Origin of the sequence: Burkholderia guangdongensis (assembly GCF_013403875.1) — a bacterium.
GTDB lineage: Bacteria > Pseudomonadota > Gammaproteobacteria > Burkholderiales > Burkholderiaceae > Burkholderia > Burkholderia guangdongensis.
In genome coordinates, this window is the sequence record NZ_JACBNX010000040.1 from 1 (window position 1) to 23,995 (window position 23,995).

At 68.5% G+C, this 23,995-nt stretch carries 28 protein-coding genes; 20 read left to right on the plus strand and 8 right to left on the minus strand.

Going from position 1 to position 23,995, the window contains the following annotated elements; translation table 11 throughout:
• Window positions 1-142 precede the first annotated feature (142 nt).
• Complete coding sequence (locus HZI36_RS25990; RefSeq protein ID WP_179405543.1) at window positions 143-1,075, plus strand: hydroxymethylglutaryl-CoA lyase; 933 nt, start codon at window positions 143-145, stop codon at window positions 1,073-1,075.
• Window positions 1,076-1,150: 75 nt separating this feature from the next.
• Window positions 1,151-1,657: a YbaK/EbsC family protein gene (locus HZI36_RS25995; protein ID WP_179405544.1), complete on the plus strand. Its 507-nt coding sequence runs from the start codon at window positions 1,151-1,153 to the stop codon at window positions 1,655-1,657.
• Between the two features lie 427 nt (window positions 1,658-2,084).
• Here HZI36_RS25995 and HZI36_RS26000 read toward each other — a convergent pair whose 3' ends face one another.
• Complete coding sequence (locus tag HZI36_RS26000; RefSeq protein WP_179405545.1) at window positions 2,085-2,981, minus strand: alpha/beta fold hydrolase; 897 nt, start codon at window positions 2,979-2,981, stop codon at window positions 2,085-2,087.
• 259 nt (window positions 2,982-3,240) lie between these two features.
• Here HZI36_RS26000 and HZI36_RS26005 point away from each other — a divergent pair, with 259 nt between their 5' ends.
• A complete protein-coding gene (locus tag HZI36_RS26005) occupies window positions 3,241-4,200 on the plus strand; it encodes an NAD(P)H-dependent flavin oxidoreductase (RefSeq protein ID WP_179405546.1) in 960 nt (319 codons plus the stop codon).
• 170 nt (window positions 4,201-4,370) lie between these two features.
• Here HZI36_RS26005 and HZI36_RS26010 read toward each other — a convergent pair whose 3' ends face one another.
• From HZI36_RS26010 to HZI36_RS26020, 3 genes are all read right to left on the minus strand, one after another.
• Window positions 4,371-5,336: a LysR family transcriptional regulator gene (locus HZI36_RS26010; RefSeq protein WP_179405547.1), complete on the minus strand. Its 966-nt coding sequence runs from the start codon at window positions 5,334-5,336 to the stop codon at window positions 4,371-4,373.
• Between the two features lie 142 nt (window positions 5,337-5,478).
• Window positions 5,479-6,555 carry a porin gene (locus tag HZI36_RS26015; protein WP_179405548.1) on the minus strand — a complete coding sequence of 359 codons (1,077 nt, stop codon included), beginning with the start codon at window positions 6,553-6,555 and terminating at the stop codon, window positions 5,479-5,481.
• A gap of 380 nt (window positions 6,556-6,935) precedes the next feature.
• Entirely contained in the window at window positions 6,936-7,430 is a 495-nt protein-coding gene (locus HZI36_RS26020; RefSeq protein ID WP_179405549.1) for a peptide-binding protein, read from the minus strand.
• Window positions 7,431-7,804: 374 nt separating this feature from the next.
• Between HZI36_RS26020 and HZI36_RS26025 the strand changes: the two genes are divergently transcribed.
• The 6 genes from HZI36_RS26025 to HZI36_RS26045 all read left to right on the plus strand — a co-directional run bounded on the left by HZI36_RS26025 (window position 7,805) and on the right by HZI36_RS26045 (window position 12,166).
• Window positions 7,805-8,845 carry a bile acid:sodium symporter family protein gene (locus HZI36_RS26025; protein ID WP_179405550.1) on the plus strand — a complete coding sequence of 347 codons (1,041 nt, stop codon included), beginning with the start codon at window positions 7,805-7,807 and terminating at the stop codon, window positions 8,843-8,845.
• A 188-nt stretch (window positions 8,846-9,033) separates the two neighbouring features.
• Window positions 9,034-10,056 (plus strand): LacI family DNA-binding transcriptional regulator, encoded by a 1,023-nt coding sequence (locus HZI36_RS26030; RefSeq protein WP_179405551.1) that lies wholly within the window; start codon window positions 9,034-9,036, stop codon window positions 10,054-10,056.
• Window positions 10,053-11,324 (plus strand): AGE family epimerase/isomerase, encoded by a 1,272-nt coding sequence (locus HZI36_RS26035; protein WP_179405552.1) that lies wholly within the window; start codon window positions 10,053-10,055, stop codon window positions 11,322-11,324. Before HZI36_RS26030 ends, HZI36_RS26035 begins: the two co-directional genes overlap by 4 nt.
• Window positions 11,325-11,457: 133 nt before the next feature.
• On the plus strand, window positions 11,458-11,586 hold the full coding sequence (locus HZI36_RS27270; protein ID WP_281376659.1) for a hypothetical protein: 129 nt from the start codon (window positions 11,458-11,460) through the stop codon (window positions 11,584-11,586).
• A complete protein-coding gene (locus HZI36_RS26040; RefSeq protein ID WP_179405553.1) occupies window positions 11,583-11,882 on the plus strand; it encodes a hypothetical protein in 300 nt (99 codons plus the stop codon). Before HZI36_RS27270 ends, HZI36_RS26040 begins: the two co-directional genes overlap by 4 nt.
• A 62-nt stretch (window positions 11,883-11,944) precedes the next feature.
• The gene (locus HZI36_RS26045) at window positions 11,945-12,166 is read left to right on the plus strand and encodes a hypothetical protein (RefSeq protein WP_179405554.1); all 222 of its coding nucleotides are present in this window, start codon (window positions 11,945-11,947) and stop codon (window positions 12,164-12,166) included.
• A gap of 12 nt (window positions 12,167-12,178) precedes the next feature.
• Here the strand turns inward: HZI36_RS26045 and HZI36_RS26050 are convergent, their stop codons facing one another.
• Both HZI36_RS26050 and HZI36_RS26055 read right to left on the minus strand, forming a co-directional pair.
• Window positions 12,179-12,373: a DUF2905 domain-containing protein gene (locus HZI36_RS26050; protein ID WP_179405555.1), complete on the minus strand. Its 195-nt coding sequence runs from the start codon at window positions 12,371-12,373 to the stop codon at window positions 12,179-12,181.
• 11 nt (window positions 12,374-12,384) lie between these two features.
• Window positions 12,385-13,584, minus strand: coding sequence for a class I SAM-dependent methyltransferase (locus tag HZI36_RS26055; protein WP_179405556.1), 1,200 nt, complete (start codon window positions 13,582-13,584; stop codon window positions 12,385-12,387).
• Between the two features lie 13 nt (window positions 13,585-13,597).
• Here HZI36_RS26055 and HZI36_RS26060 point away from each other — a divergent pair, with 13 nt between their 5' ends.
• The 10 genes from HZI36_RS26060 to HZI36_RS26105 all read left to right on the plus strand — a co-directional run bounded on the left by HZI36_RS26060 (window position 13,598) and on the right by HZI36_RS26105 (window position 21,001).
• A complete protein-coding gene (locus HZI36_RS26060) occupies window positions 13,598-14,386 on the plus strand; it encodes an SDR family oxidoreductase (protein ID WP_179405557.1) in 789 nt (262 codons plus the stop codon).
• 51 nt (window positions 14,387-14,437) lie between these two features.
• Window positions 14,438-14,836, plus strand: a complete 399-nt coding sequence (locus tag HZI36_RS26065; protein ID WP_179405558.1) for a dihydroneopterin aldolase — start codon at window positions 14,438-14,440, stop codon at window positions 14,834-14,836.
• Entirely contained in the window at window positions 14,836-15,921 is a 1,086-nt protein-coding gene (ttcA, locus tag HZI36_RS26070; RefSeq protein WP_218884343.1) for a tRNA 2-thiocytidine(32) synthetase TtcA, read from the plus strand. The genes HZI36_RS26065 and ttcA overlap by 1 nt, the downstream gene beginning before the upstream one ends.
• A 39-nt stretch (window positions 15,922-15,960) precedes the next feature.
• Window positions 15,961-16,251, plus strand: a complete 291-nt coding sequence (locus tag HZI36_RS26075) for a nucleotidyltransferase family protein (RefSeq protein WP_179405559.1) — start codon at window positions 15,961-15,963, stop codon at window positions 16,249-16,251.
• Window positions 16,248-16,631, plus strand: a complete 384-nt coding sequence (locus tag HZI36_RS26080; RefSeq protein ID WP_179405560.1) for a HepT-like ribonuclease domain-containing protein — start codon at window positions 16,248-16,250, stop codon at window positions 16,629-16,631. The genes HZI36_RS26075 and HZI36_RS26080 overlap by 4 nt, the downstream gene beginning before the upstream one ends.
• Before the next feature lie 103 nt (window positions 16,632-16,734).
• Window positions 16,735-18,096, plus strand: a complete 1,362-nt coding sequence (glmU, locus tag HZI36_RS26085) for a bifunctional UDP-N-acetylglucosamine diphosphorylase/glucosamine-1-phosphate N-acetyltransferase GlmU (protein WP_179405561.1) — start codon at window positions 16,735-16,737, stop codon at window positions 18,094-18,096.
• Between the two features lie 69 nt (window positions 18,097-18,165).
• The gene (gene glmS, locus HZI36_RS26090; RefSeq protein ID WP_179405562.1) at window positions 18,166-20,019 is read left to right on the plus strand and encodes a glutamine--fructose-6-phosphate transaminase (isomerizing); all 1,854 of its coding nucleotides are present in this window, start codon (window positions 18,166-18,168) and stop codon (window positions 20,017-20,019) included.
• Between the two features lie 46 nt (window positions 20,020-20,065).
• Window positions 20,066-20,557 carry a hypothetical protein gene (locus tag HZI36_RS26095; protein ID WP_179405573.1) on the plus strand — a complete coding sequence of 164 codons (492 nt, stop codon included), beginning with the start codon at window positions 20,066-20,068 and terminating at the stop codon, window positions 20,555-20,557.
• A complete protein-coding gene (locus HZI36_RS26100) occupies window positions 20,557-20,775 on the plus strand; it encodes a hypothetical protein (protein ID WP_179405563.1) in 219 nt (72 codons plus the stop codon). The genes HZI36_RS26095 and HZI36_RS26100 overlap by 1 nt, the downstream gene beginning before the upstream one ends.
• 25 nt (window positions 20,776-20,800) lie before the next feature.
• Window positions 20,801-21,001 (plus strand): heavy-metal-associated domain-containing protein, encoded by a 201-nt coding sequence (locus HZI36_RS26105; RefSeq protein ID WP_179405564.1) that lies wholly within the window; start codon window positions 20,801-20,803, stop codon window positions 20,999-21,001.
• A gap of 83 nt (window positions 21,002-21,084) precedes the next feature.
• On the opposite strand, the gene HZI36_RS26110 is transcribed toward HZI36_RS26105, so the two are convergent.
• Together HZI36_RS26110 and HZI36_RS26115 are read right to left on the minus strand one after the other, a co-directional pair.
• Window positions 21,085-22,593 (minus strand): aldehyde dehydrogenase, encoded by a 1,509-nt coding sequence (locus HZI36_RS26110; RefSeq protein WP_179405565.1) that lies wholly within the window; start codon window positions 22,591-22,593, stop codon window positions 21,085-21,087.
• Between the two features lie 91 nt (window positions 22,594-22,684).
• Window positions 22,685-23,236, minus strand: a complete 552-nt coding sequence (locus tag HZI36_RS26115; RefSeq protein WP_179405566.1) for a cupin domain-containing protein — start codon at window positions 23,234-23,236, stop codon at window positions 22,685-22,687.
• 407 nt (window positions 23,237-23,643) lie between these two features.
• Here HZI36_RS26115 and HZI36_RS27410 point away from each other — a divergent pair, with 407 nt between their 5' ends.
• Window positions 23,644-23,865 (plus strand): hypothetical protein, encoded by a 222-nt coding sequence (locus tag HZI36_RS27410; protein ID WP_343050561.1) that lies wholly within the window; start codon window positions 23,644-23,646, stop codon window positions 23,863-23,865.
• Window positions 23,866-23,995: the final 130 nt, after the last annotated feature.

Consider the following 23,995-nt stretch of genomic DNA (forward strand, 5'->3'; position numbering starts at 1 on the left):
ATGAGGTGCGAGTCAGCGGATTTCATACGGGCCCGCAGCGGCACGACCGCCTGCAACAAGGCCGGATATAGAGCTGCAGCCCATCCTGTCTGTCGGAACACACGAAAACTGTTGCAAACGGGACGCGTTCATATAGAGAACCATGACGCTCCCCGCTTCCGTGAAGATCGTCGAAGTCGGCCCGCGCGACGGGCTGCAGAACGAGAAGGCGTTCGTGCCGACCGACGTGAAGGTCGCGCTGATCGACCGCCTGGCGCGCGCGGGCTTTCGCAACGTCGAGGCCGCGTCGTTCGTATCGCCGAAGTGGGTGCCGCAGATGGCCGACGGCGCCGACGTGATGGCCGGCATCGAGCGCCGCGCGGGCACCGTGTACTCGGTGCTGACGCCGAACATGAAGGGTTTCGAAGGCGCGCTCGCCGCGCGCGCGGACGAGGTCGTGATCTTCGGCGCCGCGAGCGAGGCATTCTCCCAGCGCAACATCAACTGCGGCATCGCCGAGAGCATCGCGCGCTTCGAGCCGGTCGCGCGCGCCGCGAAGGACGCGGGCGTGCGGCTGCGCGGCAGCGTGTCGTGCGCGCTCGGCTGCCCGTATCAGGGCGAGGTGCCGGTCGCGTCGGTCGTCGACGTCGTCGAACGCTTCGCTGCGCTCGGCTGCGACGAGATCGACATCGCGGACACGATCGGCGTCGGCACCGCGCGCCGCACGCGCGAGGTGTTCGACGCCGTCACGCGCGCGTTCCCCCGCGAGCGGCTGTCCGGCCACTTCCACGACACGTACGGCCAGGCGCTCGCGAACATCTACGCGGCGCTGCTCGAAGGAATCGAGATCTTCCACGCGTCGGTCGCGGGCCTCGGGGGCTGCCCGTACGCGAAGGGCGCGACCGGCAACGTCGCGACCGAGGACGTGCTGTACCTGCTGCACGGGCTCGGCATCGAGACCGGCGTCGATCTCGCGCAGGTCGTCGCGGCCGGCGACTTCATCTCGAACGCGATCGGCCGCGCGAACGCATCGCGCGCGGGCCGCGCGATGCTCGCGAAGGCGCAGGCCGCGGCCGACGCGCCGAGCGGCGCGTAACGACGCTTAACGACGCTTAACGACGCTTAATGGCGCGTGATGGCCATCACATTTCAATCGATCGGATTCCGGAACATGACCGCACCCACCCCTTTCGACGCCCTCCCCGACTCCGCGCGCCGCGTCGCGCAGCTGCTGCACGAGCGCGGTCACGACAAAGGCGTCGTGATGCTCCCCGAAACCGGCAAGACATCGGCCGAAGCGGCGGCCGGGCTCGGCTGCTCGGTCGCGCAGATCGCGAAGTCGATCCTGTTCCGCCGGCGCGCGGACGACGCGCCGGTGCTCGTCGTCGCGAGCGGCGCGAACCGCGTCGACGAGCGCAAGGTCGCCGCGCAGGTCGGCGAGATCGGCCGCGCGGACGCGAAGTTCGTCCGCGACAACACCGGCTACGCGATCGGCGGCGTGTGCCCGATCGGCCATCTGGTCGAGCCGGTCACGCTGATCGACGCGGATCTGCTCGCGCTCGACAGCCTGTGGGCAGCGGCCGGCCATCCGCACGCGGTGTTCAATCTGTCGCCGCAGGAGCTCGTCGCGCTGACCGGCGCGCCCGTCGCCGACGTCGCGCTGCGCGAGCCCGCGTGAGCGGCCTGGCGGACGTGGCCGCGGACGTCACCGCAGTCATCGCCGCAGTCATCGTCGCGGACGTCGCCACGGCTGTCGCCCACACCGTGTCGCCGCGCGCCAGCGGCGATACGTAAAAAAAATGCCGCTCGCCGGAGAGGCGAACGGCATCTCGAATCGGAATCCTGTGAACGTGATCAACGCCACAGCCCGAATCATACGAGCGACGCTCGTGGCGCCGAATCCGGTGTTTCCCTACAGATTCTTACAGCACATTATCGTCGGCCGGAAAGCGTTGTCGCACGGGCCTGTGCGGCCTGCGCGACATCTCGCCGCATGGGCATCCAACCGACGTTACGGCATCCGAACACTTTTCGTGCGCGGCGAATCGTACGACCGTTTCATCGCGCCGCGACGCGCGTTCGCCCCGGCACCGCGCGGCTGAACGTCAGCTCGCCGGGTCGCGCGCCTCGAAGAACGCGAGCACTTCCTCGATCAGCACGACGGGCGCCTCCTCGGGAATGTAGTGTCCGCAATCCACCGCGCGGCCGCTGACGTCGCGCGCGACCCGCCGCCATTCGTCGAGCGGATCGAAGCAGCGGCCGACGACGCCCTGCTCGCCCCACAGCACGCGCAGCGGGCACCCGACCTTGTGGCCGCGCTCGAGGTCGGCCCGGTCGTGGTCGAGATCGATCGTCGCCGACGCGCGATAGTCCTCGCACATCGCATGCACCGCGCCGGGCTGCGCGAGCGCCGCGCGATACGCGTCGAGCGCCTCGGGCGAGAACGGCGCGAGGCCCGCCGAGCGGTTGCCCATCGCACGCTCGACGTAGGCGTCGGTGTTGCCGGAGATCAGCGTCTCGGGCAGCGGCGCCGGCTGAATCAGGAAGAACCAGTGGAAGTACGCAGTCGCGAACGCGCGGTCGGTCTTCTCGTACATCGCGAGCGTCGGCGCGATGTCGAGCAGCAGCATCCGCTCGACCGCGTCCGGATGATCGAGCGCCATCCGGTGCGCGACGCGCGCGCCACGGTCGTGCGCGCACACGAAGAAACGCTCGAAGCCGAAGTGGCGCATCACCGCGACCTGGTCGGCCGCCATCGCGCGCTTCGAATACGCCGCGTGCGCGTCGTCGCTTTCGGGCTTGCCCGACGCGCCGTAGCCGCGCAGATCGGTCGCGATCACCGTGAAGTGGCGCGCGAGCGTCGCGGCGACCCGATGCCAGATCATGTGGGTCTGCGGATGGCCGTGCAGCAGCAGCAGCGGCGGGCCGTCGCCTCCTTTGACACCGAAGATGTCGGTGTCCTGCACCGTTACGCGAAACGGCGCAAACGTCTCGAACGACATGGCGTGGCTCTCGTGGGTTTGTTATGAACGGCTATTGTAGGAGCGCGCCCCTCGCCGCAACAGCGGGACTGGCCCGAATTCCCGCAAACCGAGAAGATGCTCGAATGAGATTCGCCGGCCGCCCTCCACAATAGAACGATCGTTCGTATTAAGATGCCGATTTGTCGACCATCCGCCGCCGGGCCGCCACCCACCGGCCAACAGGCTACACTCGAAGCGCCGTGCGCCGCCGCGCCGGCTCCGTCTCTGGAGACACCTCATGGCACTGCCCGCCGTCCTGCAGCGACTGTCGCTGCCCGTCATCGCCTCGCCGATGTTCATCGTCAGCTATCCGGAACTCGTCCTCGCGCAGTGCAAGGCGGGCATCGTCGGCTCGTTCCCGGCGCTGAACGCGCGCCCGGCCGAGCTGCTCGACGAGTGGCTGACGAAGATCCAGGCCGAGCTCGCCGACCATCAGGCGAAACACCCGGATGCGGTGATCGGCCCGATCGCGGTCAACCAGATCGTCCACCAGTCGAACGTGCGGCTCGAGCACGACGTGCGCGTGTGCGTCGACCACAAGGTGCCGATCTTCATCACGAGCCTGCGCGCGCCCGCGCGCGAGATCGTCGACGCGGTGCACAGCTACGGCGGCATCGTGCTGCACGACGTGGTGAACCTGCGCCACGCGCAGAAGGCGCTCGAAGCGGGCGTCGACGGGCTGATCCTCGTCGCGGCCGGCGCGGGCGGTCACGCGGGCACGACGTCGCCGTTCGCGCTCGTCGGCGAAGTGCGCAGGGCCTTCGACTGCCCGATCGTGCTGTCGGGCGCGATCGCGAACGGCGGCTCGATCCTCGCCGCGCAGGCGATGGGCGCGGACCTCGCGTACATGGGCACCCGCTTCATCGCGACGCAGGAAGCGCACGCGGTCGAGGACTACAAGCGCGCGATCCTGAACGCGAAGTCCGCCGACATCATCTACACGAACCTGTTCACCGGCGTGCACGGCAACTACATCCGCGAGAGCATCGAGAAAGCCGGGCTCGATCCGGACGCGCTGCCCGAATCGGACAAGACGAAGATGAACTTCGGCGGCGACAAGGCGAAGGCGTGGAAGGACATCTGGGGCGCGGGCCAGGGCGTCGGGCTGATGGACGATCTGCCGTCGGTCGGCGAGCTCGTCGCGCGGCTCAAGCGCGAGTACGACGACACGAAGGCGCGGCTCGGCGTCGCGCGCTGAGCGTCGCGGCGTGCGGCGTGCGGCGTGCGGCGTGCGGCGTGCGCTGAGCGTCGCAGCGCGCAGCGCGCGGCACGACGGCGCGCCGGCGCACCAATGCGCCAACGACGCCCCAACGAAAACGCGGACCTCACCGGGTCCGCGTTTTTTCGTTGCGCGCCGCGCCGCCCGGATCAGCCGGTTCGTTTGATCCGTGTCATCGGCAGTACGACGCGCAAGCGCGATTCGATCGACGGGCACAGCGACTGGCCATCGAAGCGCGCGGCGAGGAAGTCGACGAACGAGCGCACCTTCGCGGACACGTGGCGGCGGCTCGCGTAGACCGCGTAGATCGGCAGCTCGCGCGGCGGCACCTCGTCGATCAGCACGGGCACGAGGCGCCCCGCCTCGAGATCGTCGCCGACGACCTCGGTGCCGAGCAGCGCGATCCCCGCGCCGCCGAGCACCGCCGCGCGCAGCCCTTCGAGGTGGTTGACGATCAGGTTGCCCTTCAGCTCGACGCGCGACGCGGCGGCGGCCTCCGCGACGACCGAGTCGATCATCGATGCGCCCGGCTCGCGACGCAGATAGTTGTGGTGCGCGAGATCGGCGATCGTCCCGGGCGTGCCGCGCTTGTCGAGATACTCGGGCGACGCGACGAGCAGCATGTGCGCGGTCGCGATCTGCCGCGCGACGAGCGACGACGACTTCAGCCCGGTGGGCGCCGCGCGCACACCGACGTCGAAGCCTTCGTCGATCAGTTCGACGACGCGGTCCGACAGCGTGATCTCGACCGTCACCTCCGGATATTGATCCGCGTAGTCGGTGACCGCGCCCATCACGTGGCGCAGCCCGAACGCGGACAGCGACGTCACGCGCAGCCGGCCCTGCGGCACGACGCTCGCGGCGCCGACCGCCTGCCCGGCTTCGTCGAGTTCGGACAGCGCCTGCACGAGGCGCTCGTAGTATTCGCGTCCCGCTTCGGTCGGCGCCACGCGACGCGTCGTGCGATGAAGGAGCCGCGCGCCGAGCTGTTGCTCGAGATACATCACGTGCTTGCTCGCCATCGCCGCCGACATCTGCATGCGCTCGGCCGCGCCGACGAAGCTGCCGACTTCGACGACGTAGCGGAACACTTTCATGCTGACGAGGGTATCCATCGAATAGGCTCGCAGTCGAAAGGAATGGGGGTATCTGAACCCACTCTAACAAATGCGGCGATGGGAAAAAGTCAAAGAAAGCAAAACGGCGCCGCGTGTGCGGCGCCGTTCCGGTGAAACAGGCGGGAAGCCTCGGGAAAGGTCAGAACTTCGCGCGCAGGCCGACGCCGAACGTGTCGCCGTTCGACAGGTTGCTGATGTGGTCGTTCATGTACGCGGCATAGACGTCGGTGCGCTTCGACAGCGGATAGTCGTAGCCGAGCGCCCAGGTCCGGCGACGCTGCTCGAGGCCGCCCGAATCGCGCGAATACGCGTACGACGCGAGCGCGCTGCCGACGCCGATCGGCACCGACACGCCGCCCTGCGCGGTGTTCACGTGCCAGCTGCCGGTGTCCTGATCGTTCTTCGTGTACATGTACTGGCCGAAGAACTTCACGTACTTCAGGTCGTAGCTGAGGCCGACCTGGCCGACGCTCTGCGAGCGCATGCCGGCGACGAGCCCCGACAGGTCGCCGGGCGAGCCGTTGAAGTTCACGTACTGATAGACGGCGGTCGCCGCGAACGGACCGTTCGCGAAGTTGGCCTGGGCACTCCACTTCTTCGAACCGTTGCTGCCGGCCTGGTTGCCGAACGCGTACATGGCCGCGAAGTTCGCGCCGCCGAAGCTCGGCGACGTGTACGACAACGCGTTGTTCCAGCCCGAATCGCCGACGACGCCCATGTCGGTCGGATACGTCGGGAACGTGCCAAGGCCGAGGTACACGTGCCAGATCATCGGCGAGAACTGGTACGAATCGACGAACGGGTTGAACAGGATCGTCGACACGAACAGTTGCGTCGTCTGGCGCCCGAGCTTCACCGTGCCGTACGGCGAGCTGATGCCGACGTACGCGTTGCGCGCGAAGAACGTGTCGCCGTCGAAGCGGCCGGAATGGCCGTTCTCCGCGCGGAAGAACGTTTCCATCGCGAAGATCGCCTTGAAGTCGTTGCCGAGATCCTCGGCGCCCTTCAGCCCCCAGAACGACGTCGACATCCCGCCGCCCTTCACACCCCATGCTCGCTCGCTGCCCGGATATTTCTGCGCGCCGACCCATTCGTCCACCTGGCCATACAGCGAGACGCTCGACTGAGCGTGCGCGGGAACGGCTGCGGCGAAGCCCGCTGCGGCTGCGATCAACGTGACGGTCGTGCTCAGCGCACGGCTTGCGAGTGATTTCATGAGATCTCCAATATGTTTGTCGGGAACCTACCGAGCGGCGCCGTGCGTTGTTATCGAAACGGGTGCCAGCGACGTGCAAGGGCGGGAGCCATCTTTACGGACGATTCGTCCCGCCAAAAATATCGGGGCTTATTGCGGGTATAAGCATCGCGATAAGTTCGTGGCCGCCACGGATCGCGCGACGGACAAAAGGCACGGGGACGAAGCGGGCCGAGCGCCGCGCACCGCGCCCGCACGGGCATCGGCGGCGATTCGGCGTGCGCGGCGGCAAACCGCGCCGCATGGCGCGCAAGTGTGCCGCAGCGGCAAAACGAATAGCGGGAATTTGTCCGCGACTGTGGCGAAATCGCATCACCGGGCGGGGGTGCCCGGCGGGGAGATCAGTTGCGGTAGAACGGGGAGAAGAAAGGCGAGTGCGCGGGCTCTTCCTGCGAGCGGGGCGGCGGCATCGGCCGGCCGCCGCGTTCCTCGTTGTAGCGCGCGACGTCCGCGCGGATCGACCCGGCGCGCAGCGGCATGTTCGCACCGCCCGGCGGATGCGGCACCTGGCGCGCATCGGCGCTGATCGGGCGATACGGATTCTGCATCGCGTAGTGGCCGTAGGACGGTGTTGCCCGCAGCCCCCAGCGCGGGCCGTAGCCGCTCACGCCGATCCGCGCGCCGTTGCGCTGGGCCATGATCGGCGGCGGCATCCGCCGCTGCCAGACCTGACGAGCGCCGGGCGGCATCCCGCCGAACCCGTGCCCGCCGCCGCCGAAGCCGCCGCCGAAGCCCTGATCGCGATGCGGAGGCTGCGCGAACGCGAGCGGCATCAGCAACGCGCAAAGTGCGCCTGCCGCCCATCGCCCAATCGTTCGTTTCACCTGCTTCGTCATCGCTGTCGTGTCTGGTTGCGCGCTCGACGCCCACGCCGTTTCCGGCAGGACGCAAGCCTGTCAGCAGTAATGTATGAGCGGGGCGAATACGTGTCGAGTCCTAAAGTGTTAGACCTCGGGCGCCGGTGTAACACCATGTTACTGCTGGATTTTTTGGTGTCGGGGGACGGATCTCGGCCCGCTATTTCACTGATTTTTCAGGGTGTTTTTGCAGGCCGCTCCTCGGGGAACGGACCCGTTTTAGAGTGATGTCACAAATTCATCAATCCATTCGAACAATGAATTTGTGTATTGAATCGCTCGCCCGGACAATGACGCTCATTCGCCGCGTGCCCGGCACGCGCCCTCCCTCCGTCGTATCGAGCGAGTTTCCGATGGCACGCCCCCGCTTCCTCCCCGACAACTTCACCCTGACGCTCGTCGGCACCGTCGTGCTCGCGAGCCTGTTGCCGTGCCGCGGCGCGGCCGCCCACGCGTTCAACTGGGCGACCAACGTCGCCGTCGCGCTGCTGTTCTTCCTGCACGGCGCGAAGCTGTCGCGCGAATCGGTCGTCGCCGGCGCGACGCACTGGCGGCTGCACGCGGTCGTGCTGCTCAGCACGTTCGCGCTGTTCCCGCTGCTCGGCTTCGCGCTGAAACCGGTGCTGCAGCCGCTCGTCACGCCCGCGCTCTATGCGGGCGTGCTGTTCCTGTGCACGCTGCCGTCGACGGTCCAGTCGTCGATCGCGTTCACGTCGATCGCGAAGGGCAACGTGCCGGCCGCCGTCTGCGCGGCGTCCGCGTCGAGCCTGCTCGGGATCTTCATCACGCCGGCGCTCGTCGGGCTGCTGATCACGTCGCAGTCGGCCGGCGCCGCGTCGCCGTGGAGCACGATCGGCAGCATCGTGATGCAGCTGCTCGTGCCGTTCGTCGCCGGCCAGCTGCTGCGGCCCGCGATCGGCGGCTGGATCGAGCGCAACCGCGGCGTGCTGAAGTTCGTCGATCAGGGCTCGATCCTGCTCGTCGTCTACGTCGCATTCAGCGAGGCGGTGAACCAGGGGCTCTGGCATCAGATTCCGCTCGCCGCGCTGGCCGCGCTCGTCGCCGTCAGCGTGCTGCTGCTCGCGATCCTGCTCGTGCTGACGGCGTTCGTCGCGAAACGCGCCGGCTTCAACCGCGCGGACCAGATCACGATCATCTTCTGCGGCTCGAAGAAGAGCCTCGCGGCCGGCGTGCCGATGGCGAAGGTGATCTTCTCCGCGCACGCGGTCGGCCCGATCGTGCTGCCGCTGATGCTGTTCCATCAGATCCAGCTGATGACCTGCGCGGCGCTCGCGCAGCGCTGGGGCGCGCGCGACCTGAGCGGCGAGCGCGACGATGCCGGCGACGTCGGCGGCACCGCGCCGTCGGCCGCGCTCGGCGCCGGCAAGCGGTGATCGCCCGCGTCACCTGGACGTTTCGCGATCCGTTTAGTATGTTTAGTAAAACCTGCTGACCCGGCGCGACTCCACCCCGGCAAGCATGGCGGCGGCGCCCGCTCAGGCCCGCCGCGGCGTGTTTGCGGCTTCGCCGGCGATTTTTACTATACAATCGCCGGCAACCTAAACAATCCGGATCCCGAACGATGGGCATCACCATTCGCGACGTGGCGCGAGCGGCGGAAGTCTCGATCGGCACCGTCTCCCGCGCGCTGAAGAATCAGCCCGGCCTGTCCGAGGCCACGCGCGCGCGCGTCGTCGACGTCGCGCGCCGGCTCGGCTACGACTCCGCGCAGCTCCGCCCGCGCATCCGTCGTCTCACGTTCCTGCTGCATCGCCAGCACAACGGCTTTCCCGCGAGCCCGTTCTTCTCGCACGTGCTGCACGGCGTCGAGGACGCGTGCCGCGAACGCGGGATCGTGCCGACGCTGCTCACCGTCGGTCCGAACGACGATGTGCTGCGCCAGATGCGCCCGCACGCGCCCGACGCGCTCGCGGTGGCCGGCTTCGTCGAACCCGAGACCGTGGCCGCGCTCGCCGCGACCGGCCGCCCGCTCGTGCTGATCGACCTGTGGGCGCCCGGCGTGCGCTCGGTCAACATCGACAACGCAACGGGCGCGCTGCTCGCGATGCGCCATCTGTTCGCGCTCGGCCGCACGCGCGTCGCGTTCATCGGCGGCCCGCCCGCGCACTACAGCATTACGCAGCGCGCGATCGGCTATCGCCGCGCGTTCTTCGAGGCGGGGCGCCTGTTCGATCCGGCGCTCGAAGCGACGATCGACGCCGGCCTCGATCCGGACGCCGGCGCCGCGCGCGCAATGGCGCGGCTGCTCGACGCGCCGGGCCCGCGCCCCGACGCGGTGTTCGCGTACAACGACGCGGCCGCGCTCGCCGCGCAGCGCGTGTGCCTCGCGCGCGGGCTCGCGGTGCCGGACGACATCGCGATCGTCGGCTTCGACGACATTCCGGCCGCCGCGCACGCGAACCCGCCGCTGACGACGCTCGCGGTCGACAAGGAAGCGCTCGGCCGGCGCGGTGTCGAACTGCTGCTCGCCGACGCGCCCGAGCGCACCGAAATCTGCCTGCCGGTCGAGCTGATCGTGCGGGCGAGCACCCAGCGCGCCGCGACGCCGGCGCCCGAGCCCACTCCGGTCACGGAATCATCATGAACAATCCGGCTCCTCCCCGCCCGGCGGCGCCCGCCGCGCATGCGCACCCGGCCCCGGCCGTCGCGAGCTTCCGCGATCCGGCGTTCCTGCTGTCGCACGTCGAGGACACGCTCGCGTTCTACGCGCCGCACGCGCTCGATCCGAGCGGCGGCTTCCATCATTTCTTCCGCGACGACGGCAGCGTATACGACTACACGACGCGCCACCTCGTCAGCAGTTGCCGGTTCGTGTTCAACTACGCGATGGCGTACCGGCACTTCGGCGATCCGCGCTACCTGGACCACGCGCGCCACGGGCTGCGCTTCCTGCGCGACGCGCACTGGGACGACGAGCGGCACGGCTACGACTGGGTGATCGAATGGCGCGACGGCGGCAAGCGCGCGACGCTCGACGGCACGCGGCACTGCTACGGGCTCGCGTTCGTGCTGCTCGCGGCCGCGCACGCGACGATCGCGGGCATCGACGACGCGAAGCCGCTGATCGCCGCGACGTACGAGCTGGCCGAGCACCGCTTCTGGGATCGCGCGGCCGGCCTGTACGCGGACGACGCGACGCCGAACTGGATCGTGTCGAGCTATCGCGGGCAGAACGCGAACATGCACATGACCGAGGCGCTGCTCGCCGCGTACGAGGCGACCGGGCACCTGACCTATCTCGACCGCGCGGAAAAGCTCGCGACGAACGTCGTGCAGCGGCAGGCGGCGCTGTCGGGCGGGCTCGTGTGGGAGCATTTTCACGCGGACTGGTCGGTCGACTGGGACTACAACAAGGAGGACAGCTCGAACATCTTCCGGCCGTGGGGCTTCCAGCCGGGGCACCAGACCGAATGGGCGAAGCTGCTGATGATGCTCGAGCGGCACCGTTCGCGCGACTGGCTGCTGCCGCGCGCGACCGAGCTGTTCGACGCTGCGCTCGCGCACGCATGGGACGCGGAGCACGGCGGGCTCTGCTACGGCTTCGGTCCCGACTACACGGTGTGCGACCACGACAAGTATTTCTGGGTGCAGGCGGAGACGTTCGCGGCGGCCGCGCTGCTCGGCGCGCGCACTGGCAGCGAGCGGTTCTGGGACTGGTACGACGAGGTCTGGCGCTACAGCTGGGCGCATTTCGTCGATCACCGCTACGGCGCGTGGTACCGCGTCCTCACCTGCGACAACCGCAAGTACGGCGACGAGAAGAGCCCGGCCGGCAAGACCGACTATCACACGATGGGCGCGTGCTACGACGTGCTCGCGGCGCTGGCGAGGGCGGCGGAACGGAATGCGTGATGCAGTGAACGCCGAGACCGATCACGATTTGAGCAAGATCAAGCGATCACCACCGGGCAGCCGTCTCAAAAAAGACCTCCAATAGCATCGGGCAGGCGCGCAGATATGGCGCGAACTGTGACCTGGAGGTGGGATGTATCACCATCAATCGCATGAGGGATTTTCAGAATATCCGCGCCATCTTGACGGCGGTGCGCGTCAAACCGTACGTGCAGCCAATGGCAAGCCGCTGAAGGTCTACGGCCAAGTGGTGGTCCGTTGAGCGCCCGCGTCAAAAGCGTCGCCATCGCGATCTGGATCGTCGCGGCCACGCTCGTGCTCGGCTATTCGTGGTTCAATCACCCGGATCGGTTTCCCGCCGTACCGCCGGCGCTGCGCGACTGGATTCTCGCGACCTACGGCGCCAACACGGCGGAAGAAGTGGCAGACGCCGGGCTGCTGTTCGGCATGTCGGTGGCTTTCCTGCTGATTTCGATCGGCACGGCGGCCGGTATCGTCGCAGTCCGCGCGATGCGACGCCGAATGCCGTCCGCGCAGCGCTCGGCCCCGCGTCGCTAACGCCCCCTGTACATGCTGCGCCGCAGTGCTACGATGAAGCGTCCGTTTGCGGGAGAAGCATCATGGACACGCACATCTTCACCAAAGGCATCTACACGGCCAAAGCGCATACGCGGCAAACCGGGAACGGCCAGTTCCAGGGATACGTGATCCTGACGCGCGACGAGGGCGGCGCCCCCGACAACACGATCTACGACGTCGGCAGCACGAGTCCCAACGAGGACGAGGCGTTCAGCGAGGCGAAGGCGCTCGCGCACCGGATTCTCGGCGAGATCGAGCTGTAGCGGGCTCGCGGGTCAGACGAGCCGCGCGGCCAGCGATACGAGCATCGTCAGCACGAGCGTGGACATGAACGGAAACGGATAGCGCCGCCCGCCGAGCGTGAGCGTCACGTCGCCCGGCAGCCGCCCGACGCCGAGCTTGCCGAGCCACGGCCAGCAGCGCACGAGGATCATCGTCGCCACGAACGAAGCCATCAGCCAGCGCAGCATCGCACCGCCCGTCAGAGCGTATGCGAGCGGTCGCCGCGCGCGAACGCGTCGAGCGCACCGTCGATGCCGCGCGAAAACGCGATCACCTTGAACAGCTCGCCCATCTCCGCCTCCGAAATCAGCTTCTGCACCGCGTTCGCCGCCGGCAGGAAATGCGCCGGGTCGGACGGGTCGATATCGGCGAGCACGTCGGTGATGCCCGCGTTCAGCAGGAAGCGCGCCTGCGACGTGTAACCGAGCAGGTCCGCGCCGGTGCCGACGCCGGCCTCGTAGATGCCGGTGAACTCGACGTGCGAGGTGATGTCCTGCAGCCCCGGATAGACGAACGGATCGTCGTGCGCGCGGTGCCGGTAGTGGCACATCAGCGTGCCGCGGTCGCGCTGCGGATGGTAATACTCGTGCGCGGGAAAGCCGTAGTCGATCAGGAACACCGCGCCGCGCGCGAGCATCGTGCAGACCGTGCGCGTGAACGCGAGCGCCGCGTCGTGCGTCTCGGTCACGTAGCCGTCGCCGGCGTCGATCCCGTCGATCCCGTCGAGCACCGCCGGGCGCGCGCCGGGGGCGACCGGCCGGTCGGCAAACACGAACGCGCGCCCGGCGTCGACCGCGACGCCGCGCTCGCGCCACGCGCCGTCCGCCTTCGCGAACAACCGCACCGGCATCGCGTCGAGCACCTCGTTGCCGACGATCACGCCGTCGAACCGCTCGGGCAGCGCGTCGAGCCAGCGCACCTTCGCCGCGAGGCCCGGCGCCGCGGCGCCGATCGTGTCGCGCTGCCGCTCGCGCAGTTCGCCGGACAGGTCGACGATCGCGTATTCGTCGAGCTCGACCCGCAACTCCGCGAGCGCGGCGAGCAGCCCCGCCGCGAGCTTGCCGGTGCCCGCGCCGAACTCCATCACGCGCCGTGTGCCGCTCGCCGCGAGCGCGTCGGCGACGGGCCGCGCGAGCGTCTGCGCGAACAGCGGCGACAGCTCGGGCGCGGTGACGAAGTCGCTGCCGTCCTCCGCGCGGCGGCCGAACTTGCGCGCGCCGCCGCTGTAGTAGCCGAGCCCGGGCGCGTAGAGCGCGCGCTCCATGAAGCGGGAAAACGGCAGCCAGCCACCCGCCGCCGCGATCTCCGCGCGCAGTTGCACGGCGAGCGTTTCGGACTGCGCGAGCGCGTCCGGGCCGGGAGCGGGTAAACTAGCGGGTTCGTGAGATTTCGGGTTCATCCCGGCATTGTAAATGACCGCTTCAGCCGAAACGTCGACCGGACGCGCCGCGCGCGTGGCGCTGATCGCGGGCGCACTCGGCGCCGACGGCGATTCCGCGCCGCTCGCGCGCGCGCTCGCGGCGGCGTTCGCCGCGCGCGGCTGGGACGTCGCGTTGCAGTGCGACCGCGACGCGTCGGCGCGCGACGCCGCGAACGCGATCGTCGCCGCCGTCGAGGCGCTCGGGCGCCGCGCGGCGCGGCTCGACGCCGATCTGGCCGTCGAGGCGGACGCCCACGGGCTCGTCGCCGCGTGCGAAGCGGCGCTCGGCCGGCCCGCGTGCGTGGTCTTCGAGACCGCGCCGACGGGCGACGACGACGCGCACGACGTGCGCTACGCGTCGCTCGCCGGCGCGCTCGCGCGCAACGTCGCGGCGCCGCTCGCGCTCGCGCGCGCGCTCGCCGACGCGACGCCCGACACGGCGCGCGACGACGAGACGCAGCGCGCGTGCCTGATTCACCTGCTGGATCCGACGCTGTTTCATCCGGCGCCGGGCCGGCTGTCGCATGCGCTGATGCAGGCGGCGCTGAACCGCGCGACGTCGGCGCTCGCGCTCGCGCTCGCGCCGAAGGTGCGCGTCGCCGGGCTCGTGCGCGGACGCGCGCCGCATATGGACGCGCACACGGACGCGCACACGGACGCGCACATGGACGACCTTGCGGCGGCGGCCTGCTATCTGGCCGACGCGCCGGGGGTGACGGGCGCGACGCTGACCGTCGACGGTGGCGAGCATCTGCGCCCGCCGGCCGCCGGCCCGAACTGAACCCGCGCGGTGCGCCGTGCACGCACGTACGCCAATTTGACTGGAACGACCATGCCCTCCGCCCTTCTCGACCCCCGGCTCGCCGGCTGCCGCCGGCTCTATCTGCGCGACTATGAGGTGTTCATCAACATCGGGGCGTTCGAGCACGAGAAGCGCGGCGAGCAGCGCGTCGTGATCAACGTCGACCTGTACGTGCCGCTCGCGAAGAGCACGCCGGTCGACGATCGATTGCACGAGGTCGTGGACTACGATCTGATGAAGCAGAGCGTCGCGCAGTGCATCGCGCGCGGCCACATCCACCTGCAGGAGACGCTGTGCGACGCGATCGCCGCGCACCTGCTGGCGCACGACGCCGTGCGCGCGGTGCGCGTCTCCACCGAGAAACCGGACGCCTATCCGGACTGCGACGCCGTCGGCGTCGAGGTCTTTCGCATCAAGGACGAGAAGTAATGAACGCGCCCCATTCCCCCGCATCGAACGACGCCATCGGAACCGCCGAAGCCATCGAAGCCATCGAAGCCGCCGAGGCCACCGAGACTGCCACCGTCGAAGCGAGCCCGGCCGACGCCGGCCGCCACGCGCTGACGCGCCGCGAGCAGAAGCAGGCGTACGAGAACAACAAGCTGTTCAAGCGGCTCGCGCGCCAGGTCGGCCAGGCGATCGGCGACTACAACATGATCGAGCACGGCGACAAGGTGATGGTCTGCCTGTCCGGCGGCAAGGACAGCTACGCGATGCTCGATATCCTGCTGCGCCTGCGCGAGCGCGCGCCGATCGACTTCGACATCGTCGCGGTGAACCTCGACCAGAAGCAGCCGGGCTTCCCCGAGCACGTGCTGCCCGAGTATCTGACGAAACTCGGCGTGCCGTTCCACATCGAGAATCAGGACACGTACAGCATCGTCAAGCGCCTCGTGCCCGAGGGCAAGACGACGTGCTCGCTGTGCTCGCGGCTGCGCCGCGGCATTCTTTACCGCGTCGCGGGCGAGCTCGGCGCGACGAAGATCGCGCTCGGCCACCATCGCGACGACATCCTGCAGACGCTGCTGTTGAACCTGTTCTACGGTGGCAAGCTGAAGGGGATGCCGCCGAAGCTGCAGTCCGACGACGGGAAGAACGTCGTGATCCGCCCGCTCGCGTACGTGAAGGAGACCGACCTGGAGAAGTACGCGCAGCTGCGCGAATTCCCGATCATCCCGTGCAACCTGTGCGGCAGCCAGCCGAACCTGAAGCGCGCGGAGATGAAGGCGCTGATCCGCGAATGGGACAAGCGTTTCCCGGGCCGCGTCGAGAACATGTTCAACGCGCTGTCGAGCGTCGTGCCGTCGCACCTGATGGACGCGCAGCTGTTCCCGTTCGCCGGGCTGCGCGCGACCGGCCAGGCCGACCCGCACGGCGACATCGCGTTCGACGAGGAACCGTGCTCGACGGGTGACGCGGCAATCGACGGCGATGCGGCACCCGACGCGGGGCGCCCTGTCACGATGCGGCCGATCACGATCGTCCAGGAGTGGCTTCGGGAAACGGAAAAATAAGGTACGCTAAGCCGGCCAAGTCTGGATAGGGAGATGCCGATGCGACCGTCCGTTGCGCTCGACATGAAGCGAAGCGCCGTACGCGAAGCGGCAAGCCGCTTCCGCGCGGCCAATCCGCGTATTTTCGGTTCGGTGCTGCATGGCACAGACCAGGACGGCAGCGACCTCGATCTGCTGGTCGATGCGCTGCCCGATGCGACGCTATTCGACCTGGGTGGCCTGCAAGACGCACTGGAAACGCTGCTCGGCGTGCACGTCGATCTGCTGACCCCGACCGACCTGCCGCCGAAATTCCGGGCCAAAGTGCTCGCGGAGGCGCAGCCGGTATGAGCGAGAACCGCCTGCCCGACTACCTCGACCACATGCGGCAGGCCGCCGGGGACGCGTGCAGCTTCGTCGTGGGCCTCGACAAAGAAAACTTCGTCAAGGACAAGCGGACTCAACAGGCCGTCATCATGAGCCTCGTCATCATCGGCGAGGCCGCGACGAAGGTGATGGACGGCTACGCCGAGTTCGCCGAAGCACACGCCGGCGTGCCTTGGCGCAGCATGCGCGGCATGCGCAACCGCATCGCGCACGGCTATTTCGACCTCAACCTCGACGTAGTGTGGAACACCGTGCAAACGGCCTTGCCGGCGTTGATCGAACAGTTGTCCGCCGCACGCGCGGATGCCGACGGCAAAGACAACAACGTCGATCCGCGGCCGTAACCGGCAACGACGAGCCGCCCCCGGACGCCCGCGCGGCGGCCTTCGGCGGCCGGGTCGCCATGCTAGAATGACCGGCTTCGAACTCCTCATACAAGCTGGCGCCATGAATATCGTGATTTTGGCGGCAGGCACCGGCAAGCGCATGCGTTCCGCGCTGCCGAAGGTGCTTCATCCTCTGGCCGGCAGGCCGCTTCTTTCCCACGTCCTTCGCACCGCGCGCGCACTGCAGCCGTCGCGGCTCGTCGTCGTGGTCGGCCACGGCGCCGAGCAGGTGCAGGCGGCCGTCGGCGCGCCCGACGTGCAGTTCGCGGTGCAGGCCGAGCAGCTCGGCACCGGCCACGCGGTGCGCCAGGCGCTGCCGCTCCTCGATCCCGCGCAGCCGACGCTCGTGCTGTACGGCGACGTGCCGCTCACGCGCGTATCGACGCTCGAGCGCCTCGTCGACGCCGCGCATGAAGGCCGCTACGGCATCCTGACCGTCACGCTCGACGATCCGACCGGCTACGGCCGCATCGTCCGCGACGCGGCCGGCTGCGTCACGCGGATCGTCGAGCAGAAGGACGCGACGCCCGAGCAGTTGAGGATCGCCGAGATCAACACCGGCATCATCGTCACGCCGACCGCGCAGCTCGCGATGTGGCTCGGCGCGCTCACGAACGACAACGCGCAGCGCGAGTACTACCTGACCGACGTCGTCGAGCATGCGATCGAGGCCGGCTTCGAGGTCGTCACCGCGCAGCCCGATGCCGAATGGGAAACGCTCGGCGTGAACAGCAAGGCGCAGCTCGCGGAGCTCGAACGGATCCATCAGCGCAATCTCGCGGACGCGCTGCTCACCGACGGCGTGACGCTCGCCGATCCGGCGCGGCTCGACGTGCGCGGCACGCTCACGTGCGGCCGCGACGTCGCGATCGACGTGAACTGCGTGTTCGAAGGCGACGTCGTGCTCGCCGACAACGTGACGATCGGCCCGAACTGCGTGATCCGCAATGCGTCGATCGGCGCGGGCACGCGCGTCGACGCGTTCACGCACATCGACGGCGCGACGCTCGGCGCGCACACGGCGATCGGCCCGTACGCGCGGCTGCGCCCCGGCGCGCAGCTCGCGGACGAAGCGCACGTCGGCAATTTCGTCGAGGTGAAGAACGCGGTGATCGGCCACGGGTCGAAGGCGAACCATCTGACGTACATCGGCGACGCGGACATCGGCGCGCGCGTGAACATCGGCGCCGGCACGATCACCTGCAACTACGACGGCGCGAACAAGTTCCGCACCGTGATCGAGGACGACGTGTTCGTCGGCTCCGACACGCAGTTCGTCGCGCCGGTGCGCGTCGGGCGCGGCGCGACGATCGCCGCGGGCACGACGATCTGGAAGGACGTCGCCGACGGCCTGCTCGCGCTGAACGACAAGACGCAGACCGCGAAGAGCGGCTACGTCCGCCCGGTCAAGAAAAAGAGCTGAATACGCTGAAGGTCCGGCCGGCGCCCCACGAAGGCGCCCGCCCCATTCATTGATAGAGGGTTTGCATTCATGTGCGGTATTGTCGGCGCGGTTGCGCAACGTAACATCGTTTCGGTGCTGATCGAAGGGCTGCGGCGGCTCGAATACCGCGGCTACGACTCGTGCGGCGTCGCCGTGCTCGAGCCGGGCGCATCCACGCCGGGCGCCCCCGCGCCTACGCTGGCCGCACCCAAGCGCGCGCGCAGCGTCGAGCGCGTCGCCGATCTCGACGCGCAGGTGCGCGAAGCCCACCTCGAAGGCGCGACCGGCATCGCGCACACGCGCTGGGCGACGCACGGCGCGCCCGTCACGCACAACGCGCATCCGATCTTCTCGTCGAACGCGCTCGCGCTCGTGCACAACGGCATCATCGAGAACTTCGAGCCGCTGCGCGACGCGCTGCGCGCGAAGGGCTACGAGTTCGTGTCGCAGACCGACACCGAAGTGATCGCGCATCTCGTGCACAGCCTCTACCGCGGCGACCTGTTCGCGGCGGTCCGCGAAGCCGTGCAGCAGCTGCACGGCGCGTACGCGATCGCGGTGATCCACAAGGACCAGCCGCATACGGTCGTCGGCGCGCGCGCGGGCTCGCCGCTCGTCGTCGGCTACGGCAACGGCGAGAACTTCCTCGCGTCCGACGCGCTCGCGCTCGCGGGCAGCACCGACCGCTTCACGTTCCTCGAGGAAGGCGACGTCTGCGAGCTGTCGCTCGACGGCGTGAAGATCGTCGACCGCGACGGCAACGCGGCGCAGCGCGAGGTGCGCGTCGTCAGCGCGTATGGCGGCGCGGTGGAACTCGGGCCGTATCGCCATTTCATGCAGAAGGAAATTTTCGAGCAGCCGCGCGCGATCGGCGACACGATCCCGCAGACGGACGCGTTCGATCCGTCGCTGTTCGGCGACGGCGCGGCCGCCGCGTTCGCGAACATCGACGGCCTGCTGATCCTCGCGTGCGGCACCAGCTACTACTCGGGCCTCACCGCGAAATACTGGCTCGAATCGATCGCGAAGATCCCGACGCAGGTCGAGATCGCGAGCGAATACCGCTATCGCGAATCGGTGCCGAATCCGCGCCAGCTCGTCGTCGTGATCTCGCAGTCCGGCGAAACCGCCGACACGCTCGCGGCGCTGAAGCACGCGCAGTCGCTCGGCCACACGCACACGCTCGCGGTCTGCAACGTCGCGACGAGCGCGATGGTGCGGCTGACCGGGCTGCAGTTCCTCACGCATGCGGGCACCGAGATCGGCGTCGCGTCGACGAAGGCGTTCACGACGCAGCTCGTCGCGCTGTTCGTGCTCGCCGCGACGCTCGGCAAGCTGCGCGGGCACGTCGACGCCGCGCGGGAAGCCGAATACCTGAAGCAGTTGCGCCACCTGCCCGCCGCGCTGAACAGCGTGCTCGCGCTCGAGCCGCAGATCATCGCGTGGGCCGAGGAGTTCGCGCGCAAGGAGAACGCGCTGTTCCTCGGCCGCGGCCTCCACTATCCGATCTCGCTCGAAGGCGCGCTGAAGCTGAAGGAAATCTCGTACATCCACGCGGAAGCGTATCCGGCGGGCGAGCTGAAGCACGGCCCGCTCGCGCTCGTGACGGAGGCGATGCCGGTCGTCACGGTCGCGCCGAACGACGCGCTGCTCGAAAAGCTGAAGGCGAACATGCAGGAAGTGCGCGCGCGCGGCGGCCAGCTCTACGTGTTCGCGGACGCCGACACGCACATCGTCAACAGCGACGGCGTGCACGTGATCCGGATGCCCGAGCATTACGGCCCGCTGTCGCCGATCCTGCACGTCGTGCCGCTGCAGCTGCTCGCGTACCACACCGCGTGCGCGCGCGGCACCGACGTCGACAAGCCGCGCAACCTCGCGAAATCGGTGACGGTCGAGTAAGCTAGCGTGGCATCGCGCGCGAAGCGCGATTCATACGGAGACAACGATAGTGAGACTGATTGGATGCGGATTGCTGGCGCTGACGTTCGCATCGTCCGGCTGGGCATCCGAGCATTACGTCGAGATCTGGAATCCGCCCGAGGCGCGCCAGGGCGCCGCCCACGCGCCGGCCGCCCGCGTGCCGGCCGCCCGTATGCCCGGCACGCCGTCGCCGGCCGCGCACGCGAACCCGGCCCGCCGCGCCCCGACCGTGAAGCTGGCCGCGCGGCACCACCATCACGCCGTGCAGGCACTGGTGAAAACGCGCGCGCACCGCGCGCCGACGATGACCGAATCGCCGTCGTCGCTGCCGGACACGCCACCTACGCAGCCGCTCACGCACCCGACGCCCGGCCGGCTGATGGTGATGCAGGCGCCCGAGCCCAGCGCGCCGCAGCGCCCGGCCCTCGACTACACCGACATTCCGCGCCAATACACGCCGGACGGCAACGTGCTGCGCGTCGGCGCGCGCAACGGCCCCGCCGAGGTCACGCGGTAATGGAAGCGGAAACCTATCACGGCTACCAGATCTGGGGCCACGCGATCCTGCAGCAGGACGAGATCCTGCAACCGGAGCGCTACGCGGCAAGCGGGACGATCACGCGCAACAACAAGCTCGTCGAGGCGTCGGGCGTGCTCGGCGTGTTCGATACCGACGACGAAGCGCGGCTCGCGGGGCTCGAATGGGCGCGCGCGTGGATCGACAGTCATAGCTGAACGCCCCTCGAATCAGGAGCCCGACATGGAATTCGAAGTACAGGACATGACCTGCGGCGGCTGCGCGAACGCGATCACGCGCGCGGTGACCGCCGCCGATCCCGCCGCGCGGGTCGACATCGACGTCGACGCGAAGCGGGTCCGGATCGAATCGGCACAGCCGGCCGATCGTGTGCAGGCGGTCATCGAGGCCGCCGGCTTTCATCCGGCGCTGCGCGCCGCATAGGGTGGCATAAGGCGGCACGCAAGCGCGCCGCCTCATCGCGGGTGAAATGCAGCGGCGGCGCCCGATCGCCGCGCCGCTCACGCTCAGCGCAGCCGCACGAGCGTCGACTTCAGCTCCGTATACTTCTCGAGCGCGTGCAGCGACTTGTCGCGGCCGTTGCCCGACTGCTTATAGCCGCCGAACGGGAAGTTCATGTCGCCGCCCTCGTCGTAGCAGTTCACCCACACGGTGCCCGCGCGCAGCCGGCGCGACACTTCGTGCGCGGTCGTCAGGTCCGACGTCCACACCGCGGCCGCGAGGCCATACTCGGTGTCGTTCGCGATCCGCACCGCCTCGTCGACGTCGTCGAACACGATCACCGACAGCACCGGCCCGAAAATCTCCTCGCGCGCGATCGTCGCGTCCGGCTTCACCTCGAACGCGGTCGGCTCGACGTAGTAGCCGCCCGTCTCCTCGCGCACGCGCGCACCGCCGGTGAGCAGCGTGCCCTCGCCGCGCCCGGCCTCGATGTAGCCAAGCACGCGCTGCAGCTGGATGTCGTCGACGATCGCGCCCATCGACACCGACGGATCGAGCGGATTGCCCGGCACGTACGCGCGCGCGGCGTCGACGAGCTTCGCGATGAACGCATCCTTGATGTCGCGATGCACGAGCAGGCGCGAGCCCGCGGTGCACATCTCGCCCATGTTGTAGAAGATCGCGCCGGCGGCCGCCTTCGCCGCGCGGTCGAGATCCGGGCAATCGGGCAACACGATATTCGGCGACTTGCCGCCGAGCTCGAGCCACGCGCGCTTCAGGTTCGACTGCGCCGCGTACTGCATGATCAGCTTGCCGACCTTCGTCGAGCCGGTGAACGCGATGCAGTCGACGTCCTCATGCAGCGCGAGCAGCTTGCCCGGCTCGCCCGCGCCCGGCACGACGTTGAACACGCCGGCCGGCATGCCGGCCTCGATCGCGAGCTGCGCGACCCGGATCGCGGTCAGCGGCGACTTCTCCGACGGCTTCAGCACGACGCTGTTGCCGGCCGCGAGCGCCGGGCCGAACTTCCACGACGCCATCAGGATCGGGAAATTCCACGGCACGACCGCCGCGACGACACCGATCGGCTCGCGCGTGACGAGCCCGACCAGATGATGATCGGCCGGCACGACCTCGCCGCCGACCTTGTCGATCGCTTCCGCGAACCATTCGACGCAGTACGCGGCGCCGGGCACGTCGACGGTCGTCGTGTCACCGATCGGCTTGCCGGAATCGAGCGTCTCCAGCAGCGCGAGCTCGTCGAGATGCTCGCGCATCAGCGCGGCCCAGCGCAGCAGCACGGCCTTCCGTGCGCGCGGGTTCAGGCCTGCCCACACGCCCGCGTCGAACGCGCGGCGCGCGGCGGCGACCGCCGCGTCGACATCCGCCTCGCCGCAATCGGCGATCTTCGCGAGCACGCGGCCGTCGATCGGGCTCACGCAATCGAAAGTCTTGCCGCTGCGCGCATGAACGAGCGCGCCGTCGATGAACGCGCGCCCTTCGATCGCGAGCGTCGCGGCCTTGTCCTGCCAATCAGCCAGAGTCTTCGGAGTTTTCAGAGTCGTGTTAACCATCAGGATGCCTCATTGTTGTGAACGTTCACCGCGCGGCGCGGCGCGGCGACGTGCGTCGCACGTCGGGCGGTGAGTGGAGCGTGGCGCGCGGTCAGAAGGTCGGCGGCGAATTGGCCGAGACGACCTCGCAGACATGATCCGCGCTGGGATTGCGAAAACGGTGCGGCAAACGGCTTTCGAAGTAGTAGCCGTCTCCGGGGTCGAGCAGCCACGTGGTCGTGCCGACCGTCAGCTCCAGCTGGCCCGCGACGACGACGCCGCCTTCGTGCCCCGCGTGCGCGAGCATCTCCGGGCCGGTGTCGGCGCTCGGCTGATAGATCTCGCGCATGATGCACATGTTGCGATCCTTCACGCTCGCGCCGACCAGATGGAACGCGAGCGACTCGTTGCCGAGGTTCGGCATCGCGTCGCGGCGCGACACGACCGAGCGCGACTCGACGAGCTCGAACGTGAAGAATTCCGCCAGGCTCATCGGAATGCATTCGAGCAGCTTCTTCAACGACCCCACCGACGGGCTCACGCGGCCCTGCTCGATCAGCGAGATCGTGCCGTTGGTCACGCCGGCGCGCTTGGCGAGCTCGCGTTGCGACAGCCCATTCTTGTTGCGCACGAAACGCAGCCGTTCGGCGACTTCGGTAGACATCGATTCGGTTTCGGACACGATCGGGGGACGGAAAAAAACGTGTGCTGGATTGCCGTTGAATATTCTAATCACTTTACCGCGCACAAGAACGGGGAAAACCCTGAAAGCGTTCGAAATAATGAACACCACGGCCCTTATTCCGATCCGGCATGACGAATTCGCCACACCCCGGGAAAGCCCTGATGCGGGTTCGTCAAAAAACATTTGACGCCGTTTTTGGCTCGTATATGCTGGCTCTCAGGTCAACGTCATCGTTTCGCGTCCCGTCCGGAAACAGGGTGTTCGGGTACGAAAATGCGGCTTCGAAGGCTGCTCCGACGTTCGACCGGCGCCTCGATTATTTAAACGCACGTCGCGTTCCGGCAATCAGGTGTTCAATACTTTCAACGTACGAGTCGAGTGAAATCGTGAGAGTCCGTGGCCTTCTTGTGAGGTGGAATCGAAGTGATGCGCGAAATCAGCGCAGCACGGCGGCCGCCTCTGACGGCAGTTGCGGCTGGCGTGGTCCTCGCCTACATCTGTCAGTCCACACCATTCTTTCCCGTCGTTCCGTCCGACGCCACAACGCCATCTCGGCGCGCGCGTTCGTCGCCGTCCATACCGACGAAGTCGCGTCGCTGCTGCCATAGCGCCTGCTCCTTTTCGCGTCGTCCGCTTTGTTGTCCGTTTCGTCGTACGTTTAACCCGCATCGCGCCGTGCCGCACGGCAGTCGATGCACCGCGCATGCGCGCAGCGGTGTTCCGCGCCGCGCGCCGCGC